This is a genomic window from Methylobacterium sp. 190mf, assembly GCF_900107945.1.
Lineage (GTDB): Bacteria > Pseudomonadota > Alphaproteobacteria > Rhizobiales > Beijerinckiaceae > Methylobacterium.
Genome location: NZ_FNVI01000027.1, coordinates 38,931 through 56,296, shown reverse-complemented (window position 1 = coordinate 56,296; position 17,366 = coordinate 38,931). Strand labels below are relative to the sequence as shown.

General features: G+C 71.7%; 17 protein-coding genes. 12 read left to right on the top strand and 5 right to left on the bottom strand.

From position 1 onward, the window contains the following. Positions 1 to 359: 359 nt before the first annotated feature. A complete protein-coding gene (locus tag C4T42_RS32090; protein ID WP_020095034.1) occupies positions 360 to 524 on the bottom strand; it encodes a hypothetical protein in 165 nt (54 codons plus the stop codon). A 258-nt stretch (positions 525 to 782) separates the two neighbouring features. Between C4T42_RS32090 and C4T42_RS25760 the strand changes: the two genes are divergently transcribed. Together C4T42_RS25760 and C4T42_RS25755 are read left to right on the top strand one after the other, a co-directional pair. After that, positions 783 to 1,910, top strand: coding sequence for a Gfo/Idh/MocA family oxidoreductase (locus C4T42_RS25760; protein ID WP_020095035.1), 1,128 nt, complete (start codon positions 783 to 785; stop codon positions 1,908 to 1,910). Positions 1,911 to 1,912: 2 nt separating this feature from the next. Further along, positions 1,913 to 2,995, top strand: coding sequence for a Gfo/Idh/MocA family oxidoreductase (locus C4T42_RS25755; protein ID WP_020095036.1), 1,083 nt, complete (start codon positions 1,913 to 1,915; stop codon positions 2,993 to 2,995). Positions 2,996 to 3,075: 80 nt separating this feature from the next. Here the strand turns inward: C4T42_RS25755 and C4T42_RS32085 are convergent, their stop codons facing one another. Further along, the gene (locus C4T42_RS32085; protein ID WP_020095037.1) at positions 3,076 to 3,219 is read right to left on the bottom strand and encodes a hypothetical protein; all 144 of its coding nucleotides are present in this window, start codon (positions 3,217 to 3,219) and stop codon (positions 3,076 to 3,078) included. A gap of 570 nt (positions 3,220 to 3,789) precedes the next feature. Between C4T42_RS32085 and C4T42_RS25750 the strand changes: the two genes are divergently transcribed. Next, a complete protein-coding gene (locus tag C4T42_RS25750) occupies positions 3,790 to 4,221 on the top strand; it encodes a helix-turn-helix transcriptional regulator (protein WP_020095038.1) in 432 nt (143 codons plus the stop codon). A 166-nt stretch (positions 4,222 to 4,387) separates the two neighbouring features. Further along, on the top strand, positions 4,388 to 5,995 hold the full coding sequence (locus tag C4T42_RS25745; RefSeq protein WP_244603280.1) for an EAL domain-containing protein: 1,608 nt from the start codon (positions 4,388 to 4,390) through the stop codon (positions 5,993 to 5,995). Between the two features lie 37 nt (positions 5,996 to 6,032). On the opposite strand, the gene C4T42_RS25740 is transcribed toward C4T42_RS25745, so the two are convergent. Beyond that, the gene (locus C4T42_RS25740) at positions 6,033 to 6,935 is read right to left on the bottom strand and encodes an MBL fold metallo-hydrolase (protein WP_020095040.1); all 903 of its coding nucleotides are present in this window, start codon (positions 6,933 to 6,935) and stop codon (positions 6,033 to 6,035) included. Between the two features lie 243 nt (positions 6,936 to 7,178). Between C4T42_RS25740 and C4T42_RS25735 the strand changes: the two genes are divergently transcribed. The 4 genes from C4T42_RS25735 to C4T42_RS25720 all read left to right on the top strand — a co-directional run bounded on the left by C4T42_RS25735 (position 7,179) and on the right by C4T42_RS25720 (position 10,215). Continuing rightward, entirely contained in the window at positions 7,179 to 7,844 is a 666-nt protein-coding gene (locus C4T42_RS25735) for an SCO family protein (protein ID WP_020095041.1), read from the top strand. An 87-nt stretch (positions 7,845 to 7,931) separates the two neighbouring features. After that, positions 7,932 to 9,521, top strand: a complete 1,590-nt coding sequence (locus C4T42_RS25730) for a glucan biosynthesis protein (RefSeq protein ID WP_020095042.1) — start codon at positions 7,932 to 7,934, stop codon at positions 9,519 to 9,521. A 93-nt stretch (positions 9,522 to 9,614) separates the two neighbouring features. Continuing rightward, positions 9,615 to 9,845 (top strand): hypothetical protein, encoded by a 231-nt coding sequence (locus tag C4T42_RS25725; protein WP_091976355.1) that lies wholly within the window; start codon positions 9,615 to 9,617, stop codon positions 9,843 to 9,845. Positions 9,846 to 9,849: 4 nt separating this feature from the next. Then, a complete protein-coding gene (locus C4T42_RS25720; protein WP_020095044.1) occupies positions 9,850 to 10,215 on the top strand; it encodes a hypothetical protein in 366 nt (121 codons plus the stop codon). Between the two features lie 9 nt (positions 10,216 to 10,224). On the opposite strand, the gene C4T42_RS25715 is transcribed toward C4T42_RS25720, so the two are convergent. Continuing rightward, positions 10,225 to 10,491: a hypothetical protein gene (locus C4T42_RS25715; protein WP_020095045.1), complete on the bottom strand. Its 267-nt coding sequence runs from the start codon at positions 10,489 to 10,491 to the stop codon at positions 10,225 to 10,227. 246 nt (positions 10,492 to 10,737) lie between these two features. Here C4T42_RS25715 and C4T42_RS32080 point away from each other — a divergent pair, with 246 nt between their 5' ends. Beyond that, on the top strand, positions 10,738 to 11,229 hold the full coding sequence (locus C4T42_RS32080; protein ID WP_181049218.1) for a hypothetical protein: 492 nt from the start codon (positions 10,738 to 10,740) through the stop codon (positions 11,227 to 11,229). Here the strand turns inward: C4T42_RS32080 and C4T42_RS25705 are convergent. Continuing rightward, positions 11,211 to 11,930, bottom strand: a complete 720-nt coding sequence (locus C4T42_RS25705; protein ID WP_020095047.1) for a Crp/Fnr family transcriptional regulator — start codon at positions 11,928 to 11,930, stop codon at positions 11,211 to 11,213. The genes C4T42_RS32080 and C4T42_RS25705 overlap by 19 nt on opposite strands. A 425-nt stretch (positions 11,931 to 12,355) precedes the next feature. Between C4T42_RS25705 and rpoN the strand changes: the two genes are divergently transcribed. From rpoN to glmS, 3 genes are all read left to right on the top strand, one after another. Then, complete coding sequence (rpoN, locus tag C4T42_RS25700) at positions 12,356 to 13,930, top strand: RNA polymerase factor sigma-54 (protein ID WP_103986104.1); 1,575 nt, start codon at positions 12,356 to 12,358, stop codon at positions 13,928 to 13,930. A 75-nt stretch (positions 13,931 to 14,005) separates the two neighbouring features. Continuing rightward, positions 14,006 to 15,382 (top strand): bifunctional UDP-N-acetylglucosamine diphosphorylase/glucosamine-1-phosphate N-acetyltransferase GlmU, encoded by a 1,377-nt coding sequence (gene glmU / locus C4T42_RS25695; protein WP_103986103.1) that lies wholly within the window; start codon positions 14,006 to 14,008, stop codon positions 15,380 to 15,382. A 146-nt stretch (positions 15,383 to 15,528) separates the two neighbouring features. Beyond that, entirely contained in the window at positions 15,529 to 17,355 is a 1,827-nt protein-coding gene (glmS, locus tag C4T42_RS25690) for a glutamine--fructose-6-phosphate transaminase (isomerizing) (protein WP_103986102.1), read from the top strand. Positions 17,356 to 17,366 lie beyond the last annotated feature (11 nt).

Genomic DNA, 17,366 nt, shown 5'->3' with positions numbered 1-17,366 from the left:
GCGCCGCGAAGGGAAGCGGCTCACCTGAGATCGAACCCGCGGAAACGGTGATGTCGCACCGTGGCAAGCCCGACCGGTCGGCGGGTCGAGCGGCACCCGGAGGCACGCGATCCTGCCGTCGACGACCTCGGTTACGTCCGTTCCGGTGACCGCGACCGGCCCGATCCCGACCCGCCTTCCATCGAAGGGATCCCAGGCGGTGGTGCCCGACGGCTACGTCGACCGGGGTGAACCGGTTGAGGGTCAGGGATCCTCGCGCGACCTGGGCACGACGGATCTTCCCGGCGGGAACCCGACCCGACCGCGAACTTAAAGATCTGAGACGCCGGATACTCGGCCGGTGCCGGTCGAATGCCGACCTACGCGCGCCCGAAGTGACGGAGCACGAGGGGCTCGGTCCGGGTAAGCTTGAGGCCGCGCGGCTGCGAGCGGCCGCTCCGGCCGGCGACGATGGCCAGGCCGACGAGGCCGACCGATCCGGTCAAAGCCACGGCCACACACCACCAGAAGGCGACATCGAGCATGGCTGTCCACGGGGCTCCGGTTGCACCGGAACTGTCGGACCGTACGGTAAACGGAGCGTTAAACGCGCGTTCGACCGAATAGCGTCAGCGCCTGCGGCCCGAGCGCCGTGTACTGCCGAGACATGGGCGCCGAATTCGGGCGCCGGAGAGCGTCGCTGAGCTCTCGGCGCGTCGATCCTACGCCCAATGGATGAAGGCGCGGAACGGAGCGCTGCCGCTACGACCCGAATCCGGTGCGGATGACCTTCAGGGACAGAGATGCAGATCGGGATCGTCGGCTGCGGTTACGTCGCCGACTTCTACATGACGACCCTCGTGAACCACCCCGAACTGCGCCTCGCCGGCGTCTACGACCGGGACCCGGAGCGGCGCGCCGTCTTCTGCCGTCACTACAACGCCCGCGCCTTCGACAGCCTCGAGGCCTTGCTCGCCGAGCCGGAGATCGGCCTCATCCTGAATCTGACCAACCCGCACAGTCACTACGTCGTGACCAAGGCCGCCCTGGAGGCCGGCAAGCACGTCTACTCCGAGAAGCCGCTCGCCATGGAGTACGCCCAGGCCGAAGCGCTGGTGGAACTCGCCGAGGCGAAGGGCCTCTCGCTGAGCGGCGCGCCCGCGAGCATCCTGGGCGAGGCGGGCGCGACCGTGCGGGAGGCCGTCGCGTCCGGCCAGGTCGGGTCGGTCCGGCTCGTCTACGCCGAGTTGGAGGACGGGCCGGTGTTCCAGGAGCCGGTGCATGAATGGCGGAGCGTGACCGGCGCCCCCTGGCCGGCCGAGGACGAGTACCGGGTCGGCTGCACCCTGGAGCACGCCGGCTACTACCTGACCTGGATGAGCCTGATGTTCGGCCCGGTCGAGCGCATGACTGCCTTCGCGTCGCGCCTGTACCCAGACAAGGGCACCGGCCAGCCCCCGGACTCGGTCGCCAACGACTTCTCGACAGCGTGCCTGGAGTTCCGATCCGGCGTCGTCGCGCGGATCACCTGCGGCCTCGTCGCGCCGCAGGACCGCTCCCTGCACATCATCGGCGACCGGGGCGTCCTGACCGTGACCGATTCGTGGGCCAGCCAGGGCCCGGTCTATCTCCGTTCGCCGAGCGGCGAGGCGCCCGGGCGGCTCGGCCGGCTGCTGCACCGGATCCAGCGCTACCTGCCCGGGCGGATCTTCCTCGGTCGGAAGCTGCCGACTCCCCGCTTCGGGGGCAAGCTGCCCAGCTACCCGTCGCAGATGGATTTCGCCCGCGGACCCGCGGCCCAGGCCGCGGCGATCCGGGCGGGCGTTCCGGCGCCGCTCCCGGCGCGGTTCGTGCTGCACATCACCGAGATCGCGCTCGCCATGCAGAATGCCGGCGGCGGCGCCGTGATCCAGCTGAGATCCAGGTTCTAGCCATGGCACAGACCGTCTCGTGGGGCGTCCTCGGCACCGGGGTCATCGCCCAGCGCTTCGTCAGCGACCTTCTCGGGCGGCCGGACGCGCGCCTCACAGCCGTCGGGGCGCGGAGCACGGGGAGCGCCCAGGCCTTCGCCGCGGCCTTCTCTCAGGCGTCCGGCGCGCCGGCCGCCGTCGCCGGCGTCGAGGCCCTGGCCGCGCGGCCGGATATCGACGTCGTCTACATCGCCACGCCCAACAGCGACCACATGGACAGCGCGCTGGCCTGCATCGAGGCCGGCAAGTCGGTCCTGATCGAGAAGCCGATCGCGCTCTCGGGCGGGCAGGCGCGGCGCATCGCGGAGGCGGCGCGGCGGAAGGGCGTCTTCTGCATGGAAGCGATGTGGATGCGCTTCACGCCCGGCGTCGTGCGGGCTAAGGCGATGCTGGAGGCGGGAGAGATCGGCGATCCCCTGCATCTCGACGCCCGCCTGTTCTTCCCCCGCGCGTTGAACCCGCCCGGACGGACGGACGATCCGGCCGAAGGCGGGGTGATCCTCGATCTCGGGGTCTACCCCGTGTCGCTGGCGCTCCACCTGTTCGGCGCACCCACGGAGGTCTCGGGCGTCGGCCTCGATCGGGGCGGTGCGGCGGCGCAGCAGGCCGCGCTCGCGCTCGGCTGGAACGCCAGGACCGCGACCCTGAGCTGCGGCTCGACCGGAGAGGCCGACAACGCCGCCGTGATCGTCGGCACGCGCGGCCGCATCCACCTGCACCGGCAGTTCCTGTGCCCGCCCTTCCTCACGCGCGTGCGCACCGCCGCCGCGCCGGCGCCCGCCGACCGTGCCCCGCCGCGCCGCCAGGCCGTCGACCGACTGGCCTTCGCGAAACGCCTCCTGCAGCCGCTGGACTTCCGCCGCGTCGCGCTGATCCCGACGCCGTACCTCGGGTTCGGGCTGCGGCATCAGATCGACGAGGTGCATCGCTGCCTGCTCGCCGGCGCCCGCGAGAGCCCGATCATGCCGCTCGCGGACAGCATCCGCACCCTCGACATCCTCGATCGCGTCCGCGCCCGGCCGCAGCCGCTGGAGGCCGTCGCCTAGGAGGGGCGTCCGGACCGGGCGCCCGTCCCGAGCGGATGATCCGTCCGGGCAGGTCGCGGCGCCGTTCCCGGCGGTCGAGGTCAGGTCGTCTTCGTCGCCTTGGCGGGAGGCAGCCTGCGCAGAATCCGCGCGATATGCGCGCGCAGGGCCGACGTCTCGGATCCCGGCCCGGCCTGCCCGGCGGGTTCGGCTGGCTCCTGGAGGGTGACGAGAAGGTCGGTCATCGACGAGGGCGCTGTGATGGGAGACCGACTCTACCGTCGAGCCTGGCCGGTGAATACATCATTTCATAGATTTTCTCGACCGGGACTTAAAGTGTTTAGGCCGGCGATAGACGCGGCCCGATGTCGGAAACAGGGGTGTGTGTCCCACCGGCCGCGACATTCGCGCCGGTGAATTGCATCGCCGATGTCTTGATGGAGACCCGCGGCCGCAGTCCCATCACAATGCCGGCCGCATCACATATCCGTCACCGTCCGCCACGACGATCGGAGGCCTCGGTACTTTACCACCCCTTCGACCGATCTCCGATGTATCGTCGCGCACGGCGACTGAGAGGCTGCCGTAGCCGGCGAAGACAGGCGCAGGAGGGAAACCGTCTGTGCGCTGCGTCACGGATACAGTTGACCATTGCGGTTTCACCGTCCCTGGGCGTACAACCAACAGCCAAGCCATGCGTCCAGTGCAACTAGGAATTGCGCAACTTATTGGTGCGCTAAGCAGTTTTCGGTTGTGTTTTTTTCCGCGACTCTGGGTAAGTGCCACTCATCCCGCATGCTGAAGGTTTCCGTTCGATGTCGTCCTCCCCGAAGCCCAAGTCCGCCACCGAGACCGATCGCTCGATCGGCGGCCGCATCGCGGCGCTCCGCGTGGCACAGGGCCTGAGCCAGACCGATCTCGGTCAGGCCATCGGCGTCAGCTTCCAGCAGGTTCAGAAGTACGAGAAGGGGCGCAACCGCATCGGCGCAGGGCGTCTTCAGGCCATCGCCGACCTGCTGAGGGTGCCGGTGGACACGTTCTTCGCGGATCCGCGGGACAACGGCGGCGGACGCGTCGGACCCGCGGCCCTGTTCGAGGATCCGAAGGTCATGGAACTCGTCCTGGCCTTCACCAGCATCACCGACGAGACGACCCGCGGCGGGATCCTGTCGATCGTCAAGGCCGCCGCCACCCTCCAGGAGAGCCGCTCGGCCGCGCAGCGTCCGGACGCCGTCGACGAGGCGTGACGGCGCGGCCCTGTCCATCTCTTACCGCGACGGAACATACCGGCGCCCCCGAGCCGCGCGCAGCGTGGCGGCGCGATTTAATCCAAATTAAACCAAGACAAAGACCCGTAAAGATGTAGAGAAGCTGCCGCGTCCGGAGCTGATCTACAGCGCGTGAGCGGACGGCATGCTTCGCTCTGACGTTGGAAACCGGGTCCTGACCATGCCGATCGAGACGTCGAGAGCCTGGGGCCGCGGCGAGCTGTACGAGACCCTGTGCCTCCTCGTGATCGGCGTCGGGATCTGGTTCGTCGGCGTCACGCTCGGGACCTTCGCGTATCTGAACAGCGTCGTCGCCACCTACAACCTCACGGACCTGCTGCTGCTCGCCGCCTGCATGGGCGTGGCGCAGTGGGGCGCCAGCATCCGCAAATCGATCATCCTCCGGCGGCTCATGCTCGAGCGCGCCGCCGCCGCCGCGCAGGCCGAGGCGATCGCCCGGCACGACGGGCTGACCGGTCTGGCGAACCGTCGCCGCTTCATCGACGCCGTGGAACGGGCGCACGCGCCGGGCGCCGCGGACGCGGCGGTGCTCCTCATCGACCTCGACCGGTTCAAGCCGGTCAACGACCTCTACGGCCACGCGGCCGGGAATGCGGTCCTGTGCGCCGTGGCCGAGCGTCTGCAGCAGCTCGTGCCGTCGGGCGGCCTGGCGGCCCGTCTGGGCGGCGACGAGTTCGCCATGCTGGTCCCGCTCCGCTACGAGAGCGAGGCGCTGCGGCGCCTCGCCCAGGCGGTCATCGCGCGCATCGCCGAGCCGGTGACGTGGAGCCAGAACGACCTGAAGGTCGGGGCCACAGTCGGCGTCGCCGCGGTGTCGGCCGAGCACGGGGACGCCGCCGCGATCCTGCACGCGGCCGACCTCGCCATGTACCAGGGCAAGAAGGACGGGCGCGGCAATGTCCGCTTCTTCCGCAGCGCCATGGACGCGGAGCTGCGCGCCCGCGCCCGCATGGAGACGGAACTTCGCCTCGCCATCGAGACGGGCGCGATCGAGCCCTTCTACCAGCCGGTGGTGTCGCTCCCCGAGAAGGAGATCGTCGGGGTCGAGGTCCTGGCGCGCTGGCGCCACCCGACGCGCGGGGTGGTGGGCCCGAGCGAGTTCATCCCGGTGGCCGAGGAGACCGGGATGATCGCGGATCTCAGCTACAGCCTGATCCGCCGCGCCTGCCTGGATGCCCGGGCCTGGCCGCCGCACCTGATCCTCGCGGTGAACATCGCCCCGCAGCAGTTCCAGGACGCGTGGCTCGCCCAGCGCATCCTCGGGATCCTGACCGAGACCGGCTTCCCGCCGCAGCGCCTGGAGGTCGAGATCACCGAGAGCGCCCTGATCCAGGACCTGGAGGCGACCCGGACGACCCTGCTGTCGCTGCGCGAACTCGGCGTGCGCATCGCGCTGGACGATTTCGGAACCGGCTATTCCAGCCTGTACCACCTGCGCGAACTGAAGTTCGACAAGCTGAAGATCGACCGCAGCTACGTCGACGCCATCACGATGAGCGACGAGCGGGCGAAGCTCGTCGACGCCATCATCAAGCTCGGGGCGAGCCTCGGCCTCTCCACCACCGCCGAGGGGATCGAGACCGACGCCAGCCTCGACTGGCTCTCCGAACAGGGCTGCCATTTCGGCCAGGGCTACCTGTTCGGCCACGCCATGCCGAAGGCCGAGATGGACGGCGTGCTCGCCGCCGTGCGATCCCCGGCCCCGTTCCAGGATCTCGCGCGGGCCTCGTGAGGCGCGGGATTCCGCCCGCGCGGCCGCATCACGTCGGTCAGCGCGGCGCCCTGTAGGCGGAGCCGTCGGCGGCCCCGAGCGGGTGCTCCACGAACCGGCCCGTCTCCGGCACCGCGACCCGGTCGAAGTCCGCCGCCAGGGCGTCGAGGGCGCGGCGCATCTCGGCGCCCTGGAGCGGCCGGCCGTGTCCGGTGATAACCCGCTCCGGGGCGAGCGCGGCGAGCGCCCGCACCGACGCGCGCGCCGCCGGCCAGTCGATCGTCAGGTACATCGGCGGCCCGTGCAACTCCGGCGCCTGCGTCGCGACCGCGTAGGCGGATTCCTGCGCCGTGGTGATGAAGGCGTCGCCCGCGATCAGCGTCCGGTCGGATTCGCGCCAGAGCGAGACGTGGCCCGGCGCGTGGCCGGGCGTGTGGATCCAGCGCCAGCCGGGCAGGGGCGGCACCGAACCGTCCTCCGGCAGGAGGCGGAGCCGCCCTGAGACGTCGACCGGGCTCGTCGGGAACAGCGGCGACAGGCGGCCGAGGAGCCCGCCGCCGACGCTCGGATCCGGCGTCGGGTAGGCGGCGCTGCCGTCGAGATAGGGCCGCTCCAGGGCGTGCACGTAGACCGGGACGTCCCAGTCCTCCGCGAGGTCCTCCAGGACGCCGACATGGTCGAAATGGCCATGGGTCAGGACGATCGCGGCCGGCCGGGCGCCTTCGCCGAAGCGGGCCCGGGCCGCGGCCTCGATCCCGCGCTTCGCGCCCATCACGCCGGCGTCGATCAGGACCCAACCCCGGTCGCCCGCGCCGGGGGGCCCCACGAACACGACGTTGACCAGGACGTGGCGCTGATAGGCGACGTCATCGGCGATGGCGTGGGTGGCGTCGTCCCGCTCGGCGTCGCGGCGGGGATCGTCGGCCCGGGCCTGCGGGTCGACGGGGATCTGCTGGGCCATCTGGGGCGGCTCCCGTGCACGGTCGCGGAGGGGACGGTCGGGCCCGCGGCCCGAGTGTCCCGGCGCCGGATGGCGCGAGCGCCCGTACCCTGGCCAACCGGCCGCTCCCAGGCGTGTTCCTGACGTCGTCGCCTCTCCAGGTCCGGCCCCGCACGGGAGGCCGCGGCCTCACGCCTGTCGACACGGACCCCATATTGGCGGCATCGATACCGGCCACCCCGACGCGCCGTCGCAGGTCACAGCATGGCACCGAGCCCTCTCGCCCTCATCGCCTCCGCCGCCCTCGTCGCCGTGATCGCTACCGGCACCGGGGCGATCGTCCTCCAGCAGGGATCGCGGTTCAGCCATTCCCGGAAGGTCGGCGGCCCGTTCACGATGGCGGATCTCGACGGCCGCCCGGTGACCCAGGCCGATCTCCGCGGCAAGCCGTCCGTCCTGTTCTTCGGCTTCACCCACTGCCCGGACGTCTGCCCGACCACGCTCGCGACCCTGGCGTCGGCCCTCGGCCGGATGGGCCGCGACGCGGATCGCCTCAACGTCGTCTTCGTCACCCTCGACCCGGAGCGGGACACGCCCGACACCCTGCGGGCGTACCTGGCCTCGTTCGATCCGCGGATCCGCGGCTTCGTCGGCACGCCGCAGCAGGTCGCCCGCATGGCCGACGCCTACCACGTCGCCTACAAGCGCGTGCCGACCAAGGACGGCGACTACACGATGGAGCATTCCGCCACCGTGGCGCTGTTCGACAGGACCGGCCGCATGGTCGGCGAGATCGGCTACGGCGAGGACGAGGCCAACACCTTTGCGAAGCTGATCACCCTGGCGCTGCCGGGGCAGTGCCCGCCGGGGGGCGGCGCCAACCTCTGGACGACCGACGGCAGCACCGGCAACTGCGGTCCGCGGAGCTGAGCCGCGGCCGGGAAATTGCGCCGCCGCGCCGGCGTGGCTAGAGGGCGGCGCGGGTCGCGAGGCCCGACCGAATCCGGGGGTTCCAGCTTGATCACGCGCCGCGTCCTGACCGCCATCGGGCTCCTCGCCCTCGCGCCGTATCCCGGCCTCGCCCGGGCCGCCGGCGGCGGGCCGCGCCTCGCACCGCCCGAGCCCATGGACCTCGACCGGCTGAAGGATCTCGCCCGGACGCTGCGGGACCGGCCCTACGCGCCGCCCCCGGAGGCGCCCGCCTCGGCGGCCCTCGACGCCCTGACCTACGGGCCGCTCCAGGAGATCCGCTACCCGCCGGGCCACGCCCTGTTCGCCGACAGCCCGTACCCGGTGACCTTCTTCCACCTCGGCAACTTCTTCCGCCATCCCGTGAAGGTCTACGCCCTGGAGGGCGGGCAGGCCCGCGAGGTGCTCTACAGCCACGACCTGTTCACCTACCCGCCGGGCAACCCGGCCAAGGACGTTCCGGACGGGGCGGGCTTCGCGGGGTTCCGGTTCCAGAAGGCGCCCGCCGGGCAGCCGGGCGACGACGGCGACTGGCTGGCCTTCCTGGGCGCGTCGTACTTCCGCGCCGCCGGGGACGGAGCCCAGTACGGGGCCTCGGCCCGGGGCATCGCGATCGACACGGCGCCCGGGCCCGGGAAGACCGAGGAATTCCCGGTCTTCACGCGCTTCTACGTCAGCCCGGCCGCGGACGGCGCCGTGACCGTGCTGGCGCTCCTCGAGGGCCGGAGCCTCACCGGCGCCTACCGGTTCGTCGCCCGGAAGGAGCCGCACGTCGTCATCGACGTCGCCTGCACGGTCTACATGCGCAAGGCGGTCGAGCGGTTCGGCATGGCGCCCCTGACCTCGATGCTGTGGTACTCGGAGGGCATGAGCCGCTTCCTCGCGAGCGACTGGCGGCCCGAGGTGCACGATTCCGACGGGCTGCTGATGCAGACCGGCGCCGACGAGCTGATCTGGCGGCCGCTCAACAACCCGCCCCGCCTCAGCGTCAGCGCCTTCGCCGACCGGTCGCCGAAGGGCTTCGGCCTGCTCCAGCGCGACCGCGCCTACGAGAACTACATCGACGACGGCTTCGAGGAGAACCGTCCCGACATCTGGGTCGAGCCGCAGGGCGACTGGGGCCGCGGCAGCGTCCAGCTCGTGGAGATCCCGACCCATCAGGAGACCGACGACAACATCGTCGCTCTCTGGGTGCCGGACGACGCGCCGCAGGCCGGGTCGGACCGCAGCTTCGCCTACCGGCTGCGCTGGACCGTCAAGGAGCCGGTCGCCACCGACCTCGCCCGGTGCGTCGCGACCCGGGCCACCAAGGCCGCGTGGCTCGCGGATGCCGACAGACGCCCGGGCCGGGCCAACCTCGTGCGGCAGTTCGTGCTGGAATTCGAGGGCGCGGCCCTGTCGGGCCTCGATCCCGAGAAGGCCACGGTCGCGCTCACCCTGTCGCGCGGCAGCGTGGAGGAAGTCGGCGCCACCTGGGCGCCCTACGGCAAGCCGAGCCCCTGGCGGGTCTTTCTCAAGGTCTACGCCGAGGGTCCGGATCCGGTGGAGATGCGTCTGCAGCTGAAGTCCGGGGAGAGGCTGCTCTCGGAGACCTGGGCCTACCAATACTACCCGCAGGCACCCAGCACGGTACTGTGAGCGGCGGTCGTCGCCGGACGGCCCGTCGCCCGAACCGGTCCGGCTCCGGGCGGTTCCGCCCCGGACCCGCCCATCGTCGCATCGGAGACCGCCATGACCGGCGAGACACCGCCCGGCCCGCACCTCCCGGAGGTGCTGACGCGGCTCCTCAAGGCGCCCCGGGCGGCGATCTGGCCGACTCCGGAGGACCGGAACCGCCTGCGCCCCGGCCGGTCGCGACCGCGGCAGCCGAGCCGCGCCGTCCTGGGTGTCTGGATCTGGGCGATCCTCTACAACGTTCTCGGCTTCGCGATCCTCGCGGCCCTGTGGTGGACGATGCGCTGACCCGATGAGCCGACACGCCCAGATCCCCGGCCGAGCGATTCTCGCGGCAATCCTCCTGCTCGGCCTCGCCCCCTCCGCGGCGCAGAGCCAGGGGGACGCGCTCAACGCCGACGACGGCACCGGGGCGGTCAAAGTCTGCTCGCCCGTGGCGATGCCGCGCTGGCGGTCCATGACCCCGGTGCCGAAGACCTGGACCTTCCTGGACTGCATGGGCTTCGCGGGCGAGATGGGCGCGACCCACTTCCAGCTCGGCTGCCTCTTCGCCAACGTCACGCCCCACGCCCAGAAATACGCCTGGGGCGCGATGGTGCCGATCGAGAAGTCGGCCATGGCCAAAGCGCAGCCGCCGATCCCCAATTGCGGCTGGTAGGGCCCGCGCTCAGCCGTCGGAGGGCTGCCAGTCCAGGTCGAGGGTAAGGCGGGCGCGGAAGACCGTGCTGCCGGTCGCGTCGCGGACCCGCGCCTCCAGCACCAGGCCGGCATCTCCGGGGGCCGGTCGGTCCGCCCGGACGCGGAGCCGGTCATGCACGGCCTCGATCAGGGCCTCGGTCGCCGACAGGCACGCCTCGTGACGATCGGCGAAGGGCAGCCCCTCCTCGTCGAGGGACAGGCCGCGGTCGTCGGTGAAATCGGTGAAGTAGCGCATGGCGCAGAACCTCACGGCCAGCTGAGGAGCGTGCGCCGCGACCTGAGCGGTGTCGTTAACCTGTGTGTGGGCGCCGCACGGCCTCGCGCGACGGGCCGCCGGATCCTCGCGCCGCGGCGACCGCGCGAAGAACGCGGCCGCGCGGGCCGCGATCCACCCGCCCTCAGAAAAATGTATGAGTGTGGACAGACGCCGCGCGTGCGGCCGGACTGATCCGGCCCCGAACCCTCTGCACGAAAGTACGATATGGCCGGCGCGGTCGGCCCGGTACCCGTCGGTGCGCGAACTGCCGCAGCCGCCCTCGCGCGGGTTGCCCTCGCTCGGGTTGCCCTTGCGCGGGCCGCCCGTCTCGGCGGACACTCGGCGGCCGGTAACCCGCGCGGCGTGGTTCGCGCCGATCCGACACGCCGCTCAGGCCCGCGACGCCGTTCCCGATGGCGCGGCACGCGGTCTTCGGCGGGCGCCCCGAAGGCCCCGCTGGCCGATCCTCGAAGGGGATGTCACCTGCCCCGCTTCTTCCTCAACGTCCGGCGGCACGGCACGCTGATCGCCGATCGGGAGGGCGACGATCTGCCCGATCGGACGGCGGCCGAGCACCTCGCTCGCGACATCCTGCGCGAGATGCGCCGGCTGCCGCACGTCTACGGCGCGCCGCGCGGCTGGCGCGCCGACACCTTCGTCATCACCGACGAGGCCGGCGCGGTGGTGGCCGAAGTCCCCTACGCCAGCGTGCTCTGAGGCCGCCGCAGCGGGCCGATCAGGCGCTCGTACTCGGCCTCGGCCGGGCCGTAGGTCTGGCCGGCGGCCTCCTCCAGGCGGGTGCGGCTCAGGACCCGGATCCGGCCGCGCCGGGCCCGGATCAGGCCGGCGCCCTCCAGAGTGTGGATCGCGACCGTGACGGTCGGGCGGCGCACGCCGAGCATGATCGACAGGAACTCGTGCGTCACCGACAGGTCGTCGCCGTCCTGCCGGTCGTGGTACATGAGGAGCCACCGCGCGAGCCGCTCCTCGGCGGGCGCGCCCGCGTTGGCGATCGCGGTCTGGGCGACCTGGACCAGGAAGGTCTGGACGTAGCGCAGCAGCAGGTTGCGCATCGACGGGCTGGATTTCAGGGCGTCGCGCAGGGCCGGCACGGAGATCCGGCGCCCTCGGCCTGCGACCTGCATGAAAATCTGGTACGGGATCGTGTCGGTTCCGAGCAGCAGCGCCGGTGCGGCCATGCCGTCGCGTCCGAACAGGCCGACCTCGATCCGGCCGCCCTCGGCGAGAGTCGACACCACCGAGCACAGGCCGGTGTCGATGAAGACCGCGTGCGGGATCGCGGCGGCCGGCTCGACGAGCACTTTGCCGAGGGGCAGGTCGATCGCCTCCAGATGAGGCCCGAGCAGTGCGCCGTCCGCCTCGGATAGGGCGGCCAGAAGGCGGTTCTGATGCGGCATCGGCAAACGCGTACGCAGAAATCGACCTCCGCGCAGCGGCTCTCGTGCGGGAACCGCGGCGCACCCCCGAGCCATGCTCGGATCAACACGGAATAGCGAGCGGATATTGCATCTAGCGGGGGAAGCGTCTGCAACCAGACAAAGCTTTGCCGGCGGATTTCGGATGTCCTGGCAAATGCGCGCGGATGATTGCGCAAACCTTCCTTTAAGATCTGCCCTCAGACTGCCGGGCGGCGGATCGGGATCTGACTGGAACGCTGCGCGTCCCGCAGCGCCGAGCACTTGCCAACAGCGGCGTGCACGGTCGCGCTTTGACGCGCGGGTCGGATCGCGTTACAGAAAGTGCGACGGAGCAGGCAAGAACCATGCCGTGAGCAGCGTGGCTCCGGCTGGCGAACCGCGCCGGAAGGGCATCGGGGCCTCGCATGAGTTTGGTGCAACGGCTGGAAGTGCGTCAGGGCCAGGCCCTGGTGATGACGCCGCAGCTCCTGCAGGCGATCAAGCTTCTCCAACTCTCGCACCTCGATCTCTCGGCCTACGTCGAGGCCGAGCTGGAACGCAACCCGCTGCTGGAGCGCGCCGAGCCGGACCTGCCGGGTGTGGGCGATGCCGCCGAATCGGGCAGCCATGCCGATGAGGCGGGGTCCGACGGCTTCGAGGCGCCGGAGCCCGACTCGTGGCTCTCGGCCGACCTCAACCCGAGCCGCGGCGAGATCGAGAGCGACTTCGACACGCGCCTCGACAACGTCTTCCCCGACGAGATCCCCGTCCAGGCGCGCGAGGCGTCCGGCGGCGACATGCTCTCGCTGACGCCGCCGCCCTACGGCAGCACCGGCGGCGGCTTCGACGCCGAGGCGCCCGATTTCGAGGCGACCCTCACCGCCGAGACCTCGCTGCGCGAGCACCTCGCGGGCCAGCTCGACCTCGCGACCCGGGAGCCGGCCGAGCGGCTGATCGGCGGCTTCCTGATCGACGCCGTCGACGAGGCCGGCTACCTGCGCGAGTCGGTCGAGGGCGTGGCCGAGCGGCTCGGAGCCGACCCGGCCCTCGTCGGCCGGATGCTGGCGCTGGTCCAGACCTTCGACCCGCCCGGGATCGCGGCCCGCGACCTTGCCGAGTGCCTCGCGATCCAGCTGCGCGAGCGCGACCGGTTCGACCCGGCGATGCAGGCGCTCGTCTCGCGGCTGGACCTCGTGGCCAAGCGCGACTTCGCGGCGCTGCGCCGGCTCTGCGGCGTCGACGACGAGGATCTCGTCGACATGCTGGGCGAGATCCGCCGCCTGGATCCGAAGCCCGGCCGGGCCTTCGGGTCGAGCGCCGTCGAGGTCCTAGTCCCGGACGTGTTCGTGCGCGCCGCCCCGGACGGCTCCTGGCTGGTCGAGCTGAACAGCGAGGCACTGCCCCGGGTTCTAGTGAACCAGAGCTACTACGCCCGCGTCTCGCGCAACGCCGCCGCGGAGGGCGACAAGGCCTTCCTGTCGGAGGCCCTCCAGAACGCCAACTGGCTGACCCGCTCGCTGGAGCAGCGCGCCCGCACCATCCTGAAAGTCGCCACCGAGATCGTCCGCCAGCAGGACGGGTTCTTCGTCCACGGCGTCACCCACCTGCGGCCGCTGAACCTCAAGACCGTGGCCGAGGCGATCGGCATGCACGAATCGACCGTCTCGCGGGTCACCTCCAACAAGGCCATCGGCACGAGCCGCGGGACCCTGGAGATGAAGTACTTCTTCACCGCGGCGATCCCCGGGGCGGCCGGCGCCGCCGCACACTCCTCCGAGGCGGTGCGCCACCGCATCAAGCAGCTCGTCGACGGCGAGACGCCGGACGACGTGCTGTCCGACGACGCGCTGGTGCAGAAGCTGCGCGGGGAGGGCGTCGACATCGCCCGGCGCACGGTGGCGAAGTACCGGGAATCCCTGCGGATCCCGAGCTCGATCGAGCGACGCCGGGAGCGTTTCGCCCACGGCTCCAGCCAGCACGTCGCCCTGGCGCTGCGCTGATCGGCCCGGACGGGGTTGCGCCGGGCGCCCGTCCGGCCCATCCGTCGTGGCCCTCGATCGACGCCTGGACCTGCGATGACCCCGACCGGAACGCCCTCGCGCAGCCTCACCGCCATCGTGCTCGCGGCCGGGAAGGGCACGCGGATGCGCTCGGACCTGCCGAAGGTGCTGCACCGGATCGCCGGGCGCAGCATGCTCGGCCACGTCCTGGCCGCCGTCCAGGCGGCGGGCGCGGGCCGGATCGCCGTGGTGGCCGAGCCCGGCCGCGACGACGTCGCCGCCGAGATCGCGCGGGCCGCCCCTGGGGCCCGGGTCTTCCCGCAGGCCGAGCGCCTCGGCACCGCCCACGCGGTGCTGGCCGCCCGGGAGATCCTGGCCGACCCCGACGACGACGTGGTGATCGCCTTCGGCGACACGCCGCTCGTCTCGGCCGACACCTTCCTGCGCCTCCGCGCGCCCCTGGCCGACGGCGCCGCGGTGGCCGTGCTGGCCTTCGAGACGGCCACGCCCTCCGGCTACGGGCGGGTGCTCACCGATGGCGACCGCGTGCTCGCCATCCGCGAGGAGAAGGACGCGAGCGCGGCCGAGCGGGCCGTAACCCTGTGCAATGCCGGGCTGATGGCGCTCGCCGGACGGCACGCCCTGGCCCTGCTCACCCGCATCGGCAACGACAACGCCGCCGGCGAGTACTACCTGCCCGACGCGGTAGCGCTGGCGGTGGCCGACGGGCTGCCCGTCACGGTCGTTCCGGTGGACGAGGCCGAGGCGCAGGGCGTGAACGACCGGGTGCAGCTCAGCGTGGCGGAGGCCGCGATCCAGGCGCAGCTGCGCCGCAGCGCCATGCTGGGGGGCGCCACGCTGATCGCCCCCGAGACGGTTTTCCTCAGCCACGACACGGTGCTGGGACGCGACGTGATCGTGGAGCCCAACGTGGTGTTCGGCCCCGGCGTGCGGGTCGCGGAGGGCTGCACCGTGCGGGCCTTCGCGCATCTCACCGAGACCAGCCTGGAGGCGGGCGTTAAGATCGGGCCGTTCGTGCGGCTGCGCGGTCACGCCATTCTGGAGGCCGGCGCGGAACTCGGCAATTTCGTCGAGCTGAAGAACGCCCGAATGGGAGCCGGCGCCAAGGCCGCGCACCTCACCTATCTCGGCGACGCGGAGGTGGGCGCCAAGGCCAATATCGGCGCCGGCACGATCACCTGCAATTACGACGGCGTGCTCAAGCACCGGACCACGATCGGCGCGGGCGCGTTCATCGGCTCGAACTCGGCCCTGGTCGCCCCCGTCTCGGTGGGGGAGGGCGCCTACGTCGCCTCCGGCTCGGTGATCACCGCCGACGTGCCGGCCGACGCCATGGCGGTGGCCCGGGGCCGGCAGGCGGTGAAGCCGGGCTGGGCCAGGGAGAAGCGCGCGGCGCTGCAGGCCGAGAAGGCGCGGCGCGGCAAGGCCTGAGGCCGGACACGCCGCGCGGGCGGGGCTGGCCCTGCGCCGTGCCGATCCGGTAGAAGTCCCGCTCGGCCCCGCACGGCGCGGGGCGGCCCGGACCTTGCGCACGACCTGCGCGCGGCCATCCGGGCGCGACAGCGAGAGACACTCCTATGTGCGGCATCGTCGGCATCGTCGGGCGCGACGCGGTGGCGGGGCAGGTGATCGAGGCCCTGCGGCGGCTCGAGTACCGCGGCTACGATTCCGCCGGCATCGCCACCCTGGAGCACGGCCGGCTGGCGCGGCGCCGGGCCTCGGGCAAACTGGTCAACCTGGAGGCCAGGCTCGCCCAGGAGCCGCTCACCGGCACGATCGGCATCGGCCACACCCGCTGGGCCACCCACGGCCGGCCCAACGAGACCAACGCCCACCCGCACGCCACCAAGCGCCTGGCCGTCGTGCACAACGGCATCATCGAGAATTTCCGCGAGCTCAAGCAGGAGCTGGAGGCCGACGGCGTCGTCTTCGAGACCGAGACCGACACCGAGGTCGTCGCCCAGCTCGTCAGCCGCAACATGGACCGGCAGATGGGGCCGGTGGAGGCCGTGGCCGCCGCCCTGCCGCGGCTGCGCGGCGCCTTCGCGCTGGGCTTCCTCTTCTCCGGCGAGGAGAACCTGCTGATCGGGGCCCGCCACGGCGCGCCGCTGGCCATCGGCTTCGGCGAGGGCGAGACCTACCTGGGCTCCGACGCCCTGGCGCTCGCGCCGTTCACCGACGCCATCACGTATCTCGACGAGGGCGACTGGGCGATCCTGTCCCGGGGCGGCGCCGAGATCCGCGACGCGTCGGGCGCCACGGTCGAGCGCGCCCGGCAGACGATCGCCACGCAGGCCTACCGGATCGACAAGGGCGAGTACCGCCACTTCATGGCCAAGGAGATCCACGAGCAGCCCGAGGTGGTGGGCCGCACGCTCGCCCACTACGTCGACATGGCGAACGGGCGGGTTGCGCTGCCCGAGGCGCTGCCCTTCGACTTCGCCAAGCTCAGCCGCGTCTACATCACCGCCTGCGGCACGGCCTACTACGCGGGCCTCGTCGCCCGGTACTGGTTCGAGCAGGTGGCGCGCCTGCCGGTGGAGATCGACGTCGCCTCCGAGGCCCGCTACCGCGAGGCACCGCTCGAGAAGGACGGGCTGACGCTGGTCATCTCGCAGTCGGGCGAGACCGCCGACACCCTGGCCTCCCTGCGCTACGCGAAGTCCCAGGGCCAGCACACGCTGAGCGTCGTCAACGTGCCGACCTCGACCATCGCGCGGGAATCCTCCGTGGTGATGCCGACGCTGGCCGGGCCGGAGATCGGCGTCGCCTCCACCAAGGCGTTCTCGTGCCAGCTCACCGTGCTGCTCTGCCTCGCCATCGCGGCGGGCCGCGCCCGCGGCACCCTCGACGCGGCGGGCGAGCGGCGGCTGATCGACGGCCTGATCAAGGCGCCGGGCCTGATGGCCGAGGCGCTCACCCACGAGGCGGCGATCGAGGGTCTGGCCCGAGACGTCGCGAAGGCGCGGGACGTGCTCTATCTCGGCCGCGGCACCAGCTACCCGATGGCGCTGGAGGGCGCGCTGAAGCTCAAGGAGATCAGCTACATCCACGCCGAGGGCTACGCGGCGGGCGAGCTGAAGCACGGGCCGATCGCCCTGATCGACGAGAGCGTGCCGGTGATCGTGATCGCGCCGCACGACGCGGTGTTCGAGAAGACCGTCTCGAACATGCAGGAGGTGGCCGCCCGCGGCGGCCGGATCGTGCTCATCGGCGACGCCAAGGGGGCCGCCGAACACGGGCTCGACACGCTCGCGACCTTCACCATGCCGGCGCTCGACCCGACGGTGGCGCCGATCGTGTACGCGGTGCCGATCCAGCTGCTCGCCTACCACACGGCGGTGTTCATGGGGAAAGACGTCGATCAGCCGCGGAATCTGGCCAAGTCGGTGACTGTGGAATAGCCGCCGCCTAC

Excerpts from the sequence above, each read along its gene's own strand:
- C4T42_RS25740 (WP_020095040.1), bottom strand. The coding sequence starts at position 6,935 with ATGGCCCAGCAGATCCCCGTCGACCCGCAGGCCCGGGCCGACGATCCC.
- glmU (WP_103986103.1), top strand. The coding sequence starts at position 14,006 with ATGACCCCGACCGGAACGCCCTCGCGCAGCCTCACCGCCATCGTGCTC.
- rpoN (WP_103986104.1), top strand. The coding sequence starts at position 12,356 with ATGAGTTTGGTGCAACGGCTGGAAGTGCGTCAGGGCCAGGCCCTGGTG.
- C4T42_RS25725 (WP_091976355.1), top strand. The coding sequence starts at position 9,615 with ATGACCGGCGAGACACCGCCCGGCCCGCACCTCCCGGAGGTGCTGACG.
- C4T42_RS25735 (WP_020095041.1), top strand. The coding sequence starts at position 7,179 with ATGGCACCGAGCCCTCTCGCCCTCATCGCCTCCGCCGCCCTCGTCGCC.
- glmS (WP_103986102.1), top strand. The coding sequence starts at position 15,529 with ATGTGCGGCATCGTCGGCATCGTCGGGCGCGACGCGGTGGCGGGGCAG.
- C4T42_RS25745 (WP_244603280.1), top strand. The coding sequence starts at position 4,388 with ATGCTTCGCTCTGACGTTGGAAACCGGGTCCTGACCATGCCGATCGAG.
- C4T42_RS25755 (WP_020095036.1), top strand. The coding sequence starts at position 1,913 with ATGGCACAGACCGTCTCGTGGGGCGTCCTCGGCACCGGGGTCATCGCC.
- C4T42_RS25705 (WP_020095047.1), bottom strand. The coding sequence starts at position 11,930 with ATGCCGCATCAGAACCGCCTTCTGGCCGCCCTATCCGAGGCGGACGGC.
- C4T42_RS25760 (WP_020095035.1), top strand. The coding sequence starts at position 783 with ATGCAGATCGGGATCGTCGGCTGCGGTTACGTCGCCGACTTCTACATG.
- C4T42_RS25715 (WP_020095045.1), bottom strand. The coding sequence starts at position 10,491 with ATGCGCTACTTCACCGATTTCACCGACGACCGCGGCCTGTCCCTCGAC.
- C4T42_RS32085 (WP_020095037.1), bottom strand. The coding sequence starts at position 3,219 with ATGACCGACCTTCTCGTCACCCTCCAGGAGCCAGCCGAACCCGCCGGG.
- C4T42_RS25750 (WP_020095038.1), top strand. The coding sequence starts at position 3,790 with ATGTCGTCCTCCCCGAAGCCCAAGTCCGCCACCGAGACCGATCGCTCG.
- C4T42_RS32090 (WP_020095034.1), bottom strand. The coding sequence starts at position 524 with ATGCTCGATGTCGCCTTCTGGTGGTGTGTGGCCGTGGCTTTGACCGGA.
- C4T42_RS32080 (WP_181049218.1), top strand. The coding sequence starts at position 10,738 with ATGGCCGGCGCGGTCGGCCCGGTACCCGTCGGTGCGCGAACTGCCGCA.
- C4T42_RS25720 (WP_020095044.1), top strand. The coding sequence starts at position 9,850 with ATGAGCCGACACGCCCAGATCCCCGGCCGAGCGATTCTCGCGGCAATC.